Genomic DNA, 14,179 nt, shown 5'->3' with positions numbered 1-14,179 from the left:
TCCTTGTAGTCCCGACGGAAGCTGTGACGCGGGCCTCGTCTGTGAGCACCACGTTTGCAAAAACGCTGCGGATTGACGCGGGCCCGTCGCGCAGCGCCGACAAATAGCATCAAAAAGTTGACACTTCGTCGATTAGTGTACATTATACGGCGCTGAAGGCGCGCCTCTAGTGGCGACGGCCGCGAGGTGGTGATGGCGGAGCGAGGGGAGGTGCGGCCGAACGGTCGCGCCAAAGGTTCGAGAGGTGGAGCTGGCCGGGCGAAGCCGAAAGCCCTTGCGGGGTCCGAGGTCATGGAGCTCGATCGGTTGCCGCTTGCTCCGTTGTACGAGGCCTCGCCGATCGGCGTGCTTCTCGCCAGCCGCGCGGGGAAGGTTCTGGCCGCCAACCCGGCAGCGCAAACGATTCTCGCGCAGACCGAGGACGAGCTGCGCGGGCGAACGCTGGAATCGCTTCTGTGTGCCGACGAGCAGTGGCCCGAAGCGACGGGCGGCGAGGTCCGTCTGCTCGCAAAGGGCGACCTTCCGGTTTGGGTTCACGTCTCCGAAGCGGAGGCGACCGCACCCGGGAAGTCTGCCAAGGCGCGTTTGGTTCTCGTTCGCGATGAAACCGAAGAACGCAGGCTCGCCCGCGAGCTCGAGGTGGCGCGCGGTCGGTTTCAGCAGCTCAGCGACAACGTTCACGATGGCTTTATGCTGCTCACGCCCGACCTGCAGACGGTCGTTCACGCGAGCGCGGGGCTCGTGGCACTCCTCGCCGGGGCCGATGAAGGCGCGGTCGCTGGCCCGGCGACGCTCGCGGCCCTGCATCCGGACGACCGCCAGCGGCTGGTGGGGGAGGTGGCGCGGATCCACAAGGAGCGCGTCGATCTGCAGCTTCGGCTCGTCAATTCCGACCAGTCGATCCGCGCCTGGCTGCACATGCGTATGTTCGGCTTGCAGGATTCGGTCGGCGCCGTGACACACGTGGCCGGAATCGTCGAAGACGTGACCGGCCGTAAGAAGGCCGCCGAGATGCTCGCGCAGGCGCGCCAACACGCTGCGCGCTTGGTGCAGACGGTGCAGGATCCGCAGGGGATCGTCCGCGGCGGGGACCCGCGCGGTCTCACGGCCTCCGGCCCGAGCCCACTGTGGTTGCAGGGAGGGGAGAACACCGAACGTCGCGACTTCGCGAGTCGCTCGGCCGCGCTCACCCCGCGCGAGCGCGAGGTGATGGAGCTGCTCGTCGCCGGGGGGACCACGAAGGCCATTGCCGCCGAGTTGGGCCTCAGCCCCAAGACCGTGGAGGTCTACCGGGCTCGCGTCATGAAAAAGATGGAAGCTCCCTCGGTAGCGGCGCTCGTTCGCCTGGTCCTTCTCGGAAATCCGGAGAGCCGCCAGTAGTCGTGCCTGCGGGTCTGCGGTAGTCTGAACGCCGTGACGGAGCGCCTTGATCTAGCTCGAAACTGGCTTCCTCGCTATACAGGAATGCCGATCGACGAGTTCGGCGATTGGATCCTGCTCACGAACTTCCACGATTACGTGAAGAAGTTCTGTGGGAAGTTTCGCTGCAAGTTGTACGGCGAGGGGCGCCCGATGCAGGCCGCGACCAGCAGTGCTGGCGTCACGATCGTCAATTTCGGAATCGGTTCTGCGAACGCGGCGACGATCATGGACCTTCTCGCCGCGCGCGAGCCGAAGGCCGCGTTGCATCTCGGCAAGTGCGGTGGCCTCAAACCCACGACGGAGATCGGTCACTTCATACTCCCGATCGCCGCGATTCGCGGCGAGGGGACGAGCAACGACTACATGCCTCCCGAAGTACCGGCGCTGCCGTCGTTCAAGCTGCACAAGTTCGTGTCGGAGAAGATCGTGGGCCACGGCCACGAGTACCGCACCGGCGTCGTCTACACGACGAACCGCCGCGTGTGGGAACACGACGACGCGTTCCTCGATCGGCTGAAGCGCCTACGCTGCATTGCGATCGACATGGAGGTGGCGACGCTCTTCATCGTCGGTCACGACAACGCCATCGCGCGAGGCTCGTTGCTCCTGGTCTCCGACGTGCCGATCACGCCCGAAGGCGTGAAGACGGAAGAGTCGGACGCGAAGGTCACCGAGCTGTGGTCGGAGATACATCTCGACATCGGAATCGAAGCGATGACCGAGATGGACGAGAAGGGCGAGAGGATCAAGCATTTCACCTACTGATCCGAGCTCGTCGATTGTCGTGCACGGGGGCGCCGGGTCCATCGACGGCGCCCGCGATGAACTGCTGCGGGCCGGGTGTGCGAAAGCCGCGGCGGTTGGCGCGGCCGTCCTGGAGGCCGGGGGGCCCGCCCTGGATGCCGTGGTCGCCGCGGTCGAGGTGCTGGAGGAGGATCCGGAGTTCAACGCGGGACATGGTGCGGTGCTGAACCGGGCGGGTGAGATCGAGGTCGATGCCTGCGTGATGACGGGCGAGCGTCGCATCGGCTCGGTTGCCGCGGTGCCCTGGCTTCGTCATCCGGTCCGCCTGGCGCGGCTAGTCCTGGACGACGGAGAGCACGTACTCTTGTGCGGCCCGGGCGCGCTCGGCTTCGCACGCGAGCACGGCATCGAGCCGGATGCGCCCGCGCAGATGATCAGCGACCGGGCTCGCGCGCGTTTCGAGGATCGAACCGACCGGCGCGGGGACACGGTCGGAGCGTGTGCGCTCGATCGGGACAGTGGCCTGGCGGCGGCAACGTCGACCGGCGGGATCGCGCGCAAGCGGCCCGGGCGCGTGGGTGACTCTCCACTGCCCGGCGCCGGGACCTGGGCCGAAGAGGCGTACGGCGCCGTTTCCGCGACCGGCGACGGCGAAGCGATCATTCGGGCGCTGAGTGCGCGGCGTGCGGTCGAAATGCTGGCCTCGGGACACCTGCCGATCGTGGTCGCCGAGGCGGTCGCCCTGGAGATCGCCGAGGTCGGGGGCGGCGAGGGCGGGCTCATCCTGGTCGATCGCGAAGGTCGGATTGGGTACGCGTGCAACGCGGCCGCGATGCCGTGGGCATCCGTCGTCGGGGATACGGCGCGAAGTGGGGTGCTCCGTCCGGCCCGCCCTGCGGTCAGCCCTCGCTGAGGTCGCCCAGCCGTTTGCCGTTCTCGGCGCGGGCTCGGGCGCGCGCGATGACGTCGGGCTGGCTCGGATGCGTTCGCGCCACCGCGCGACGAAGGAAACTCGGGAAGAAGGTCTGCAGAAAGCGTGCGGCGAGAAGCCCGGGTGCGAAGCGCGGCACGATGACCTCCGCCCGTCTGTTCTCGATCGCGTCGAGGATGGCGTCGGTCACCAACTCGGGCGGGTACTTCTTGCCGATGAACCCGACCGGTTCGTCTTCCTTGTCCCATATCTCCGTGTCGATCGCGCCGGGTAGGACGAGGGCGACGTGGATGCCGGAGCCCTCCAGGTCGGCCAGCGCCCCCTCGGAGAATGCGCTGAGTGCACTCTTGGATGCGGCGTACAGCGCCTCGCGCGGTGGAGGGATTCGCCCTCCCATCGAGGACACGTTGACAATGGTGCCGCCGCCGGCCCGGAGCATGTACGGGATCGCGGTGAAGCTCAGCCACACCGGCGAGAGGTAGTTTACCCGCATGACCCATTCCGCCTCTTCGATCGAGGAGTGGTAGATCTCCTTGTGTTTGGACACGGCGGCGTTGTTCACCAGAACGTCGACGCGACCGAAGCGCTCGACGGTTTTGTCGACCACGCGTTCGGCGAAGGCCCGTTCGCCGAGGTCGCCACACAGGTAGGTCGTCTCGGGGGAGGAGTCACGGCACTCCTTGACCAACTTCTTCAACAGAGTTTCGCGTCGGGCGACGCACATCACAGTGGCGCCGCGGGCGGCGAAGGCCCTCGCAGTGACGAGGCCGATGCCCGAAGATGCGCCGGTCACGATCACGACCTTGTTTCGGTAGTCCACCCTGCGATGAAAGCTCGTTTCGGATCGCGGGTCGAGCGCGTGCCGGCCTTGATTGAGCAGGAAGCCGTCCCGGTTCTGCGTGGAGCCGCGTCTGCCAAGCTCGCGAGCCTTCTCCAAGACTGTGATCGAGGCGCCGGTGGGTGCGGCATGGGCGGCGGCCGATAGGCCGTCGAGGCCGCCTCCGACGATCAGGACGTCGCTGCTGCGGTTCGTAGATGTCGCTTCTGTCATGGGTTCCCCCCGGTTGCGACGGTCGCGCAGGCGCCGTCTACCGGTACCACGCCCAGGAGTCCGATTCTGGTTACACGCTCACTCGGGCGTGGTGCAGGGCTCCCCGCTACAGACGTCGACGACGGTGCCGGCGGCCCGCATGTACTCCGTGATGAGCCCGAGGACTTCGCCCACGTCTCCGGCCTTCCCGTGCGGATCCTCTCCGTCGCGCGGAGGGCGATTCGTGTCGGGGGGCGCGGGCGTGCCGAAGTCCCACACAACGAGCGCCGATCCCTCGAACGGGTAGCTCGGGATGGCGGGCATTCCGAAGAACGGCTCGACGGACGTCGAGCGCCCGGGGGCGAGAGCGGGTTCGCGTACCGAGGCACCGATCGTGCGCGCGGCAACCTCGGTCGCGACGTTGGCCACCTGATGGTCGCCGAATGCCATGAAGTACATGATGTCCTTCGCCGGAGTGTCCGGGTACGGGTTCGAGGTCAAATGCTCGAGGTAGCCGTTCGCCTCACCGCGATCCCAGAGCATTTGCGCGAGACCGAATCCGAGCCGTCGGGTGAACGCGTCCGGGTACGACTCGCCGAACAGCGGGTCGAACTCGTCGAAGTCGACGCTGCGCGGAATGAGGAGGCTGTAGTTCGCCGCGCCGACGGCCATCACGGCGCGGGTGAAGTCCTGTGCGACGGCGGCCAGGGCGCCGCCGGTGATCCCGCCCTGACTCGCACCGAGGTAGAAGAGGTCCTTCGTGGACAAGACGGACTCCCCGTCGAGTTGGAAGGCGGGGTCGCTGCCGAAGCCATCGGGGTGGAGCATCAGGCGGCCGAGGAACAAGAAATTCAGGTGGCCCTGTTGCAGTCGGTCGGGGAACGCGCGGAACGTGGACAAGTCCTGCAGGATGGCGATCGCGTTCCCGATGTCCTCGTTCGACATTCCGATGATGTCGCTGGCGCACGACGTGATGTTCGCCGCCGCCCCGGCCTGACCCGTGCCGATGACCTGGCTTGCGGTGCCGAGGAGGCCGTGGCCGTAAAGGAAGTTCCGGGGAATGAAGGAGGCGACGGTCGCGGTGGGGACTACGCAGACGAAGTTGGCGGTCTGGGTCCCGTTGCGGCGAGGGCGCGGGTCGTCGCCGGCGTTGTTGAGAACGGTCCCCGGGGAGCCGTCCCCGGTGAGGTAGCGCGGGACGTCGAACGTCCCCACGACTACGCGTGAGGTGTCCGACTCCGTCACGGTGTCGACGTTGAATGCCGGGGCGTCGCCGCCGAGCGCGCCGAACGCATCGTCGCGCATGTATAGGAGCCGTTCGGAGAGGTTACGGGCGCTCGCGACGGTGAAGTCCCACGCCAGGTAGAGGTCGGTGGCGTCGACACCGTGGTCGGCGAGATCCATCAGTATACGTTCCGTGGAGGATCGGCGCGCCTCGACCGCATCGTTCGTCGTCGCGATGCCATCGCGCAGCACGCGGAAGACTTCCGGGGCTTCGATCGCGTTGCCGGAGCCGTCGACCAGGCGGCGCAGGGCAACGACGTGCCGGTGTCCCTCGCGGAGGCTTCGTGCGGGGTGGATGAGGAGTGCCTGGCGCGCGGGATCTTCGTCGTGCGAGTCGACTTCGGCCCATGCGAGGACGCGCTCGCCGGTGTCGGCGTCGAGGAGTACGAGACCGGAGTCCGCATCGAGCGAGCGCGCGAGGTCCGTCACGGGAGGCAGATCAGACGCGGTGTCATCGAGGCCTGGTATTCGCACCATGATCTGGGCTCCGGGGCTGAAGCCGTCGTTGCGGTTCCACTCGGTCGGGTCGATTCGGATGCCCGACGCGTTGCTCGGCATGGCGGCGCGCGCGAAGTTCACGCGACGTCCCGTGTCCATCGATCCGTCGGCGACGGTCAGTGCGTCGCTGGGGAAGGGGAGAAGGCATTCTTGGTCCGAGAGGATCTCGCAGACGTCGGCATCGGGCGTGTCGACGTCGATGGGCAGCGGCGCGGGTTTACCTCCGGTCGTCGCGCTGTCGCCGCAGCCCGCAACCGAAGCGGTGATGAGCAGGGAGAGTCCGAGGAGGAGAGGGAGGAAGGCACGGCCGCGAGCGCGCAATGAGATCATGGCGGTCAAGCTACGGCAGGACCGCGTGGGCAGTCAAAGGGCAGCTGCCATGCGGGGATCACTAATCTCGACCGATCAGTCGGGGGTCGCGAGAAGCCGGTCGGCCCGCGCGGGGGCTCCGAGTTCGACGTACAGCGCGCGGGTTCGCTCCATTCCCCGCTCGTAGGTGTCTTCGTCGCGAATGAGCCGCCCGAGGCGAGCCAGGTAGCAGTGCAGGTCGGGCGCGGCCCTGCGCACGCCTGCGACGCCGATGGCCTGCTCGATCTGGGCGAGTTCGCAGGCGATCTCATCGGCGCGGAACGCCTGGCGACCGGCGAGTGCGGCGTGCGCGCGAGAAAGCCGAGCGCCGAGTTCGTACACCCGCGCTGCGTGACCGCGCGACAGTTCGAGCGCTTCCCGAGTGAGTCGTTCGGCTTGAATCGGATCCCTGCATGCCCTCACTGTTGGGGACAGAGCGGAGAGGATGCCTCGCTTCGGGGCTCGTCCAAGAAAATCGATACGCCGCCGCTCGCAGCAGCGGGTGCCGGACCGCGCAGAGTGAGTGCCCGAGGTCTCGCAGCTCGTAGTAGTCCGACACGAGCCGCGCCGTGGAGTCGCTGATCCAGATTTGCCCGGGCAGTGCCCGATCGCGCCGAGGACGGTTTCGGCGGAGTGCAGGCCCATCTGGGTCGAGAGGCCGATACCCACGGTCCGCCGCAGCTCTTGCGCCAGCTCCCGAAGCGATCGATCGAGATGGAGCGCTGCCTGACAGCCGAGCCACGCGTGATTCTCCATCGCGACGGGTGCGCCGACCAGGCAATCGTATTGGAGCCTGTGGCGGCGGGGCGACAGCGGGAATCGGCTTCGTGGACCGAGCAGGCCCCGACGTGTAGACGACCGGAATGGTGCTCACGCACACGCCGGGCCCAATCGGGCTCGACGCTCTCCAGGGCCCGAGCGGAACCTGCCCGTGAGTGGGCTCAGGGTCGTACGTCTTCTTCTCGTTAGGCACGGGCAGAGCGAGGGGAATCGGCTCCGGCAGTTTTCGCGCGATAACCAGATCGACCTCACTGGGCTGGGCACCGAGCAGGCGCGTGAGGCCGGCGTCACGATCGGAGCCCGCTTTGCGCCCACCCGTATGGTGGCGAGTCCGTACCACCGGACCCAGCGCACCGCGGCGATCATTGCCGACGCGATTGGGCACGCTGGCGAGATCGAAACCGTTCCCGAGATCCGCGAGCGTGAGATCGGGGCGCTCGCGGGCGCCCCGTACGATGCGATGCGTGAGCATCCGGACTATGACCCCGCGCGGTTTTGGGAGTGGCGTCCGCCCCAGGGAGAATCGCTGCTCGACGTGGTCGATCGCGCCGGTCCGATCGTCGATGCGCTTCTTCGTGAGGACCACCAAACCGTCGTCGTGAGTCACGGTGGTGTGATGCTGGCGCTGCGCTCCCATCTGACCGGGACGTGGGAGCACTCGAGTGTGTCGGGCAACTGCGAGATTCTCGTGGTCACGACCGACGGCTCGGGCGGGGTGCAGGTGCTCTCTGCAGAGGACCACGACGACGAGGAGACCGCCGGGAGCGGGGAGGGGACCGGATAATTCCTTCGGGCCCCAGCCTGGCGCGGAACCCGTCGCGACTCTGCCTCTTTCACGCGCTGCAGATGGCGTTGTTTCCCGTCGCCGTCATCACTCTCTTCTGGAAGCACTCGATCGGTCTCGACATGGCCGAGATCCTGCTGTTGCAGGGCTTCTTCGGTCTCTCGATGGCGGTCTTCGAGTTCCCTTCGGGGTACGTCGCGGATCGGATCGGGTACCGCCGAACGCTGATCGCCGCTTCGGCCGTGAACGCCGTGGCGTGGGCGATCTACTCGTACGCCGACACGTTCGCGATGATCCTCCTCGGAGAGGTCCTTCTCGGTCTGGGGATGGCGCTGGTCTCGGGATGCGATAGCGCGCTCCTCTACGAGTCGCTGCGAGAAACCGACGACGAAGAGTCGTTTGCGAAGTGGACGGGGCGCGTGCGCTTCTTCGGTCAGAGCGCGGAAGGGACGGCGGCTCTGCTCGCCGGAGTCATGTACGCGTGGTCGCCAAGGTTGCCGTTTCTCCTGGAGGTGGGTCTGTGGTCCGCCAATTTCTTCGTTGCTTGGTCGCTTCTCGAGCCGCGGCGTCATCCGCCGGAGACGAGGGGGCACTGGCAAAACGTGCGTGGCATCGTGCGGACCGCTCTGGTGTCGAATCGAAAGCTCACCGCAATCATCGTTCTTGCGATCGTCTTGGGCATGTCCTCGTTCCTGCCCGTGTGGCTCGTGCCGCTCTACGCCGAGGGTGCCGGCGTTCCCGTAATTTGGCTCGGTCCGTTGTGGGCCGTCGCGAACTACACGGTCGCACTGGGATCGCTTGCCAGTGATCCCGGTCGCCGCCGGTTGGGTCTCGGTCCTCTCCTCGGTGTCGGTGTCGTGTTGATCGGGGTGGGGTACGCGGGGCTGGGTCTCGCCCACGCGCTCTTCGGCTTCGCGTTCTACTTCTGTCTGACCACGATGCGTGGCTTCATCGGACCCGCGCTCGCCCATCAGGAGCAACGGCTCATTCCCTCGTCGGACCGCGCCGGCTTCCTCTCGCTGCGGAGCCTACTTTTCCGGATGTGCTTCCTCGTCGTCGGTCCGGTCGTCGGCGCGGCCGTCGATCGGTACGGGCAGCACGACGTCCTCCTGATCGTCGGGGTCTTCTTCGTGTCCTTTGGTTGTCTGGCGCTCGAATGGGCACGTCGGGCGGGTGCCCTTGGCCGGCTGGCTTAGGAGCCTCAGGCCGCGTGACCGCGGGTCCCGCGGAGGAGCGCGACGACCGACACGATCGACCACGTGCGCTCGCGCACCACGAACGGGATGAAGCCGATTCGATACGAACCACTGGTCATCGACCCCGTCTGTGGATGCGACGGGCAGATCTGGGACAGTGAAGCGAGGCGCAGTGCGCCGGGCAGTCGGTCGCGACCTTAGGAGTTTGCGCCTAGAACGATCGTAGGCGCCCGTTCGCGACTGCGAACGGGGCCTTGCCTGCTTGCAGGTCCGTGACGCGCTACGCGGCGTGAGCGTCCGTGGCGCGGGTGGCGGTGTCGAGCTGGCGCCCGATTTTCTGCCGGATCCACCCCGGGTCGAGCTCGAACCGCTGACAGATCGGTTCGAACGCGAGCCAATAGTTGTCGTCGTCGGACTGGATCCATTCCAGCGCCTCCGCCGCCTCGAGACGCTGAATCTCCAGCGACGAGTCGGCGTGGCGGACCGCGCAACGTAGCGCGTCTTCCAGGATGGCGAGGGCCAGCCGGCTCTCGCCCGTCTCCTGGTTATCGCGGTGGTAGAACGGCGCCTGCTGCGGATCCACGAACACGAATTCGGGCCGAATTCGTTCCATGACCTCGTCGAGCTTCGCGAGATCCCGGCCTCGGCCGGAGGGGATCAACCTGGTGATTTCTTTGCTCATGGCTCCTCCCGTACTCATTTAAAACTTTCAAAACTGTCACTATGAGAGCTTTTAAGCCGAGTCAAGCCTGAAGGCTAAATTGACAGAACTTTCATATCCTTCAGAACTGGTAGATCGTGGATATCGCCGAATACCTTTCTCCCCGCGATCTGGGCCGCGCGGTGGGGCTGTCCGAATCCTCCGTCCGTCGCTGGGCGGATGACGGTCGGTTGCGCGCCGAGCGCACTGCGGGGGGGCACCGACGGATCGCGCGGGCCGAGGCCGTGCGGTTCATCCGGGAGACCGGGCTGGAGCTCTTGCGGCCGGACCTGCTGGGTTTTCCGCGGAGCGAGCCGAGCCGGGGGCTCGCTTCGGCTCCCGAGGCGGAGGCGCTACTCGCCGCCCTTCGGGCGTCCGACACTTCGGCGGTCCGGCGGATGTTGGTCTCGGCATTCCTGGACGGAACCCCGCTATCGACCCTGTGCGACGGTCCGATTCGCCTAGCGCTGCGCGAGATCGGGTTCCTGTGGAGGGAGGGCCCCGCGGGGATCGTGCAAGAGAAACGTGCCGTCGATGCCTGCCTTCACGCGCTGATGGAGATTCGCAGCGCCATCCCGGACCGGCTCGCGGCTCCCGTCGCGTTGGGTGGTGCGGTGGAGGGCGACCCGTACATCCTGCCGTCCATCATGACCTCCGTAGTTCTGGCGGACGTCGGATTCCGCTCGCTCAACCTAGGGCCGCACGTCCCGAGTGCGGCCCTCGTGTCGGCTGCGGAAACCTATGGCCCACTACTCGTGTGGCGATGCGCCTCGATCCCGGGGGCGGGCCGCTCCCTGCGGCCCGAGGTTCGGCACTTCCGCTCGCTCGCCCCCGACCGCCGCCCCGGCTTCATAGTCGGCGGCGCGGGCTTTTCGTCCGCGGATCTGCCGCGCGGCCATGGAGTGGAGCACCTGCACTCCATGGCGGAACTCGCGGGATTCGGGCGAGCTCTGCTGCGCGGCGGACGCGTATGAGTGCGGGTGATAGATTCCGCTTATTCTTGACCGTGTTTCGCGAGCGCTGCGAACGCCCGCTCGTGGCAGACGTTCGAGCTATCGAGGTCAAAGCGGCGTCAAAGATCTACCGAGAAGGGGGCGGAGCGGTCCGCCCCCTCCACGACGTTTCACTCGAGATCGGGCGCGGAGAGTGCGTTAGCCTGGTCGGTGCGAGTGGGTCGGGCAAGTCCGGCTTGCTCCATCTGATGGCCGGCCTCGACGACCCGGTCTCGAACGAGATCTGAGTCTCGCAGACCCGAACCGAGAAGCCGTGTAGATTGTCGCGGAACTGCATCGAGTAGCCGCGGCCATCGGTGGCGATCAATTCCGAGCAGAAGGGCTCTTCGCCCGGGACGATCACGCGTGCGTTAGCGCGTGGCTGGGCATTCGTAGACGGACCGAGGAGCACGTAGGCCGCGAGCACCGTCCCTTTGGGCGATTACTCGATCGCGACATTGCCGCAGGCACTGGCGAGCAGGCCCCGCGCCAGGGTCCCGGCGGATGATCTTCGTCCCATTCCCAGATCCCCCTGCGAGCCGAGATGTGAGCCTGCGGGAAGCCCAAGTTAAGCGGCTCGGTCGAGGCGCTCCATGACCGCGCGGACGATGAGAGGCCACGCGATGGTCGCATCCGCCTTTACCTCGGCCCAGCGACCCCCTTCGCTCGCCGGGATGATTTTCCCCCAGCTGACGGATTCGCTGTAGCTGCAGCCGGACAGTCCACCCCACTCGACGGGCTCGGGACAGATGCGGACCGCGTACCGGTAGCGACACGGCTTGTGGAAGAGCTCAGGCACGCGCTTGCCGAGGATGTCGATGTAGGGCGCGACCTGTTGCGCCCAGTTGCGCGGAACGCCGCCGCCGATGGTGAAGATCGCGTGTCGCTTGGCCGCGATGAATCGCTGGTGGAAGTGGTCGAGGTCGAAGAATGGATCGAACGGGATGCGCGGTCGTCCCTGCGACAGCCGGCGGTGGTTGTGCGTTGCGTAGTCCAGGCCGAGTTCGGAGTCGGTGAAGGCCGGGACGTAGACGGGAACGTTTTTCTCGTAGGCGGAGCGGAGCGGGCCGCGCCCCTGGTCTTGCTTGCTGAGAAGCTCGCCGATCATGCGGTTGAGCTTGTGGCTGCAGAGCGTCTCGCCGTCGGGGACGGCATCGAGGATGCCGTGCAAGAGCCGCTCGGTGTCGTCGAGGTTCTTCTCGAGCTCGACGGTGTCGTAAACCCGGTTGTATCCCTTCTTCAGCAGCTCTTCGTCGGGCATGGACGGGTCGTGTTTGAAGTGGACCATGCCCGCGCTCTCGACGAGACCGTGGGTCATGAGGGCTCCGGTCGAAACGACGGCCTGGATCCATCCGCGATCGATCATCTCGGCGATGACGAGGCCCTGCTTCGCGACGGTCATCGCACCGGCGAGCGTCATGACGACGAAGCAGTCGGGGTCGCGGACCATCGTCTCCAAGACGTCGGCGGCTTCGCCCAGGTTCCGTCCGCCGAACGAGGTTTTCGCCATTCCTCGAACGAGGTCATCCACCGAGCCGACGGCGCCGAGGTCGAGGGAGCGGACGGGCTCCAGCCCATCCTCGTGGCCGTCGCCCAATTCGCTGCGCAGGGGGGCGGATTTGTCCGCCGGGTTCGAGGTTTTATCGTCGGAATGGCTCATGGGGCTCCCATCATCGGTCTGCGGAGTTCTCCTTCCTTTATAGAAGGCTGAGCTGTCCGTCTCCCGACGGCTCCGGCAGGAGGTGTGGGAGCGGGGGGAGGAGTTCCGGGGCTCGATCTCGAATTTCCTCTTCGAGGACCGAGATGAGCCTGGGCGTGAACTCATCCTCGGGCTGGTGGACGAAAAAGTAGGCTTCCTCGAGCCCGAGTTCGAACCAGTTCGTAAGGGTTTCGGCCCAACTTCGGATCCGTTGGTAGTCGGTCTCGTGTAGCCGGTTGCCGCCGAAGCGAACGACGACGCGGCGCGAGGGGAGTGACCCGTGCAAGACGTCGCGACGGCCGGCGACGTCGGTCACGACGACCGCGAGGTTCGTGTCCTGCATCCACGCGAACGTTTCGTCGTCGAGTCGTTGGTCGTGGAACCAGCCGTGGTGGCGGAACTCGATTGCTGGGCGATGTCGCTCGGGAAGCCGGTCGATCATGTTGCGGATCTGCGCGCGCGACATCGGGGCGATCTCCGCAGGGAGTTGGAGGAAGGGCAGGGGCGCGCTCGTTCCGAGGATGTCGAGTGCTTCTGAGAATGCGGTGAGTGCGTCGTCGCGCTGTTTTCCTGGTCGAGCATGCGAGGCGTCGCGAGGGACCTTAGGGCAGAAGCGAAAACCGTCGGGGACGGTGTCGCGCCACGCTTCGAGGCGCGCGGCGGGTGGGATCGTGTAGAACGTCGGGTTCAATTCGACGGTCGGGAATCGGTGCGCGTAGTGGCGCAGGAACTGTTTCGCCGGCGTGCGCGGCGGGTACACCTCGCCGACCCACCCGGGGACGCCCCAGATCGGTGCCCCAATGAAGAGCTGTGGGTGTGCTGTGGGCCGGCCGCCGAGAACGCCGATCGTTCGGGGATCGGATGGCACGGGATCGAAGTGGATGCCCTCGGGGGAGGAGACGCGACCGAAATGCATGGGTCCGGAGGATCTAGCGCAGGTTGGGGCGGGTTTCGATCGTGCGGCCGGGGCGGTCGTTCGTACCCCTCTCGGATGGGTCTGCCGGAGCTCGACATCTGTATGTCGTAGCACCGCGGTGAGGCGCGGGTCGCTCGATCAGGACTCGTAGGCGCCGATGTCGCAGTTGCGGGCCGCGCCGCGCTGGTCCGTGGGGTGGCAGTTGAAGCTCTTGGTCTTGGGGTGCTTGGGACTGCCCGCGTCGACGGCGGTCTGGACGTCGGCGAAGCAGCCGCCGGTGCCGGCAGGGTTTAGGCAGAGGGTGGTTGCGGCGGCGTTGGTCGCGACGAGGGCCACGATCGCGGCCGCGACGAGAAGTGGGCTCGACCGCAGGGCGGAAGATGGGGTGGGCCGTGAAGTGTTGGGGGAGCGCATCGGTTCCCCTGGTACCTGATGCGCGCTCCGGGCGAGTAGGGGCAACTGTGCATTGCAGTGATGGGCCCTTCGGCCGGTCGCGCGGCCTGCCCTTGTGAACCGCGGCGATGGCTATACGGAGGACGACCTGCGCGAAGCGTGCGTGGTTTACACGGTCAGGTGCTGGCGCGATCGATCGGAGTCGTCTACGTAGAGAGCGCACATTGCACGCAGTCTCGGGGTAGAGTGGCGGACAGTAGGTCCGGCAAGCCGCGCCCGAGCGATGACATAGGCGTCCGTAGCTCAGTTGGATAGAGCATCTGGCTTCGGACCAGAGGGCCGGGGGTTCGAGTCCCTCCGGGCGCACTTTGAAGAGCCCTGCTTCGGCGGGGCTTTTCTGCGTCTGGGGAAGGCGAACCGCGATTTCGCAATCGATGCTTGAACTCGATTGGGGCGCAATTG

The 14,179-nt window shown here is 66.5% G+C and carries 14 protein-coding genes and 1 tRNA gene; 8 read left to right on the top strand and 7 right to left on the bottom strand.

Annotated features, from left to right (window positions below):
* The first annotated feature begins 291 nt into the window (after positions 1 to 291).
* From P8R42_17090 to P8R42_17080, 3 genes are read left to right on the top strand one after another with little or no spacing between them, the layout of a single operon-like run.
* Positions 292 to 1,380 carry a LuxR C-terminal-related transcriptional regulator gene (locus tag P8R42_17090; protein ID MDG2306327.1) on the top strand — a complete coding sequence of 363 codons (1,089 nt, stop codon included), beginning with the start codon at positions 292 to 294 and terminating at the stop codon, positions 1,378 to 1,380.
* 33 nt (positions 1,381 to 1,413) lie between these two features.
* Positions 1,414 to 2,187, top strand: coding sequence for an AMP nucleosidase (locus P8R42_17085; GenBank protein MDG2306326.1), 774 nt, complete (start codon positions 1,414 to 1,416; stop codon positions 2,185 to 2,187).
* A gap of 19 nt (positions 2,188 to 2,206) precedes the next feature.
* Positions 2,207 to 3,079 carry an isoaspartyl peptidase/L-asparaginase gene (locus P8R42_17080; GenBank protein ID MDG2306325.1) on the top strand — a complete coding sequence of 291 codons (873 nt, stop codon included), beginning with the start codon at positions 2,207 to 2,209 and terminating at the stop codon, positions 3,077 to 3,079.
* Here the strand turns inward: P8R42_17080 and P8R42_17075 are convergent.
* The 3 genes from P8R42_17075 to P8R42_17065 form a co-directional block, all read right to left on the bottom strand.
* Entirely contained in the window at positions 3,066 to 4,148 is a 1,083-nt protein-coding gene (locus P8R42_17075) for an NAD(P)-dependent oxidoreductase (GenBank protein MDG2306324.1), read from the bottom strand. The genes P8R42_17080 and P8R42_17075 overlap by 14 nt on opposite strands.
* Positions 4,149 to 4,226: 78 nt before the next feature.
* Positions 4,227 to 6,239, bottom strand: a complete 2,013-nt coding sequence (locus tag P8R42_17070) for a hypothetical protein (GenBank protein ID MDG2306323.1) — start codon at positions 6,237 to 6,239, stop codon at positions 4,227 to 4,229.
* Positions 6,240 to 6,314: 75 nt separating this feature from the next.
* Complete coding sequence (locus P8R42_17065; protein MDG2306322.1) at positions 6,315 to 6,680, bottom strand: hypothetical protein; 366 nt, start codon at positions 6,678 to 6,680, stop codon at positions 6,315 to 6,317.
* Positions 6,681 to 7,188: 508 nt separating this feature from the next.
* Here P8R42_17065 and P8R42_17060 point away from each other — a divergent pair.
* Positions 7,189 to 7,821, top strand: a complete 633-nt coding sequence (locus P8R42_17060; GenBank protein ID MDG2306321.1) for a histidine phosphatase family protein — start codon at positions 7,189 to 7,191, stop codon at positions 7,819 to 7,821.
* Positions 7,713 to 9,017: an MFS transporter gene (locus P8R42_17055; GenBank protein MDG2306320.1), complete on the top strand. Its 1,305-nt coding sequence runs from the start codon at positions 7,713 to 7,715 to the stop codon at positions 9,015 to 9,017. The genes P8R42_17060 and P8R42_17055 overlap by 109 nt, the downstream gene beginning before the upstream one ends.
* 280 nt (positions 9,018 to 9,297) lie before the next feature.
* Here the strand turns inward: P8R42_17055 and P8R42_17050 are convergent, their stop codons facing one another.
* Positions 9,298 to 9,699 (bottom strand): hypothetical protein, encoded by a 402-nt coding sequence (locus P8R42_17050; protein ID MDG2306319.1) that lies wholly within the window; start codon positions 9,697 to 9,699, stop codon positions 9,298 to 9,300.
* 116 nt (positions 9,700 to 9,815) lie between these two features.
* Between P8R42_17050 and P8R42_17045 the strand changes: the two genes are divergently transcribed.
* Both P8R42_17045 and P8R42_17040 read left to right on the top strand, forming a co-directional pair.
* Positions 9,816 to 10,691, top strand: coding sequence for a hypothetical protein (locus P8R42_17045; GenBank protein ID MDG2306318.1), 876 nt, complete (start codon positions 9,816 to 9,818; stop codon positions 10,689 to 10,691).
* 62 nt (positions 10,692 to 10,753) lie between these two features.
* Positions 10,754 to 10,957 (top strand): ATP-binding cassette domain-containing protein, encoded by a 204-nt coding sequence (locus P8R42_17040; protein MDG2306317.1) that lies wholly within the window; start codon positions 10,754 to 10,756, stop codon positions 10,955 to 10,957.
* Positions 10,958 to 11,277: 320 nt separating this feature from the next.
* Here P8R42_17040 and P8R42_17035 read toward each other — a convergent pair whose 3' ends face one another.
* From P8R42_17035 to P8R42_17025, 3 genes are all read right to left on the bottom strand, one after another.
* The gene (locus P8R42_17035) at positions 11,278 to 12,369 is read right to left on the bottom strand and encodes a deoxyhypusine synthase family protein (protein MDG2306316.1); all 1,092 of its coding nucleotides are present in this window, start codon (positions 12,367 to 12,369) and stop codon (positions 11,278 to 11,280) included.
* Positions 12,370 to 12,406: 37 nt separating this feature from the next.
* Positions 12,407 to 13,324, bottom strand: a complete 918-nt coding sequence (locus tag P8R42_17030) for a DUF72 domain-containing protein (protein ID MDG2306315.1) — start codon at positions 13,322 to 13,324, stop codon at positions 12,407 to 12,409.
* Between the two features lie 138 nt (positions 13,325 to 13,462).
* Positions 13,463 to 13,738, bottom strand: a complete 276-nt coding sequence (locus tag P8R42_17025; protein ID MDG2306314.1) for a choice-of-anchor Q domain-containing protein — start codon at positions 13,736 to 13,738, stop codon at positions 13,463 to 13,465.
* Positions 13,739 to 14,009: 271 nt separating this feature from the next.
* On the opposite strand from P8R42_17025, the gene P8R42_17020 reads away from it, so the two are divergent.
* A tRNA-Arg gene (locus tag P8R42_17020) sits at positions 14,010 to 14,083 on the top strand.
* The last annotated feature ends 96 nt before the right edge of the window (positions 14,084 to 14,179 follow it).

Source organism: Candidatus Binatia bacterium (genome assembly GCA_029243485.1).
GTDB lineage: Bacteria > Desulfobacterota > Binatia > UBA12015 > UBA12015 > VGTG01.
Note: the sequence above shows the minus strand (reverse complement) of the source record. Positions and strands in the feature narration are given on the sequence as shown.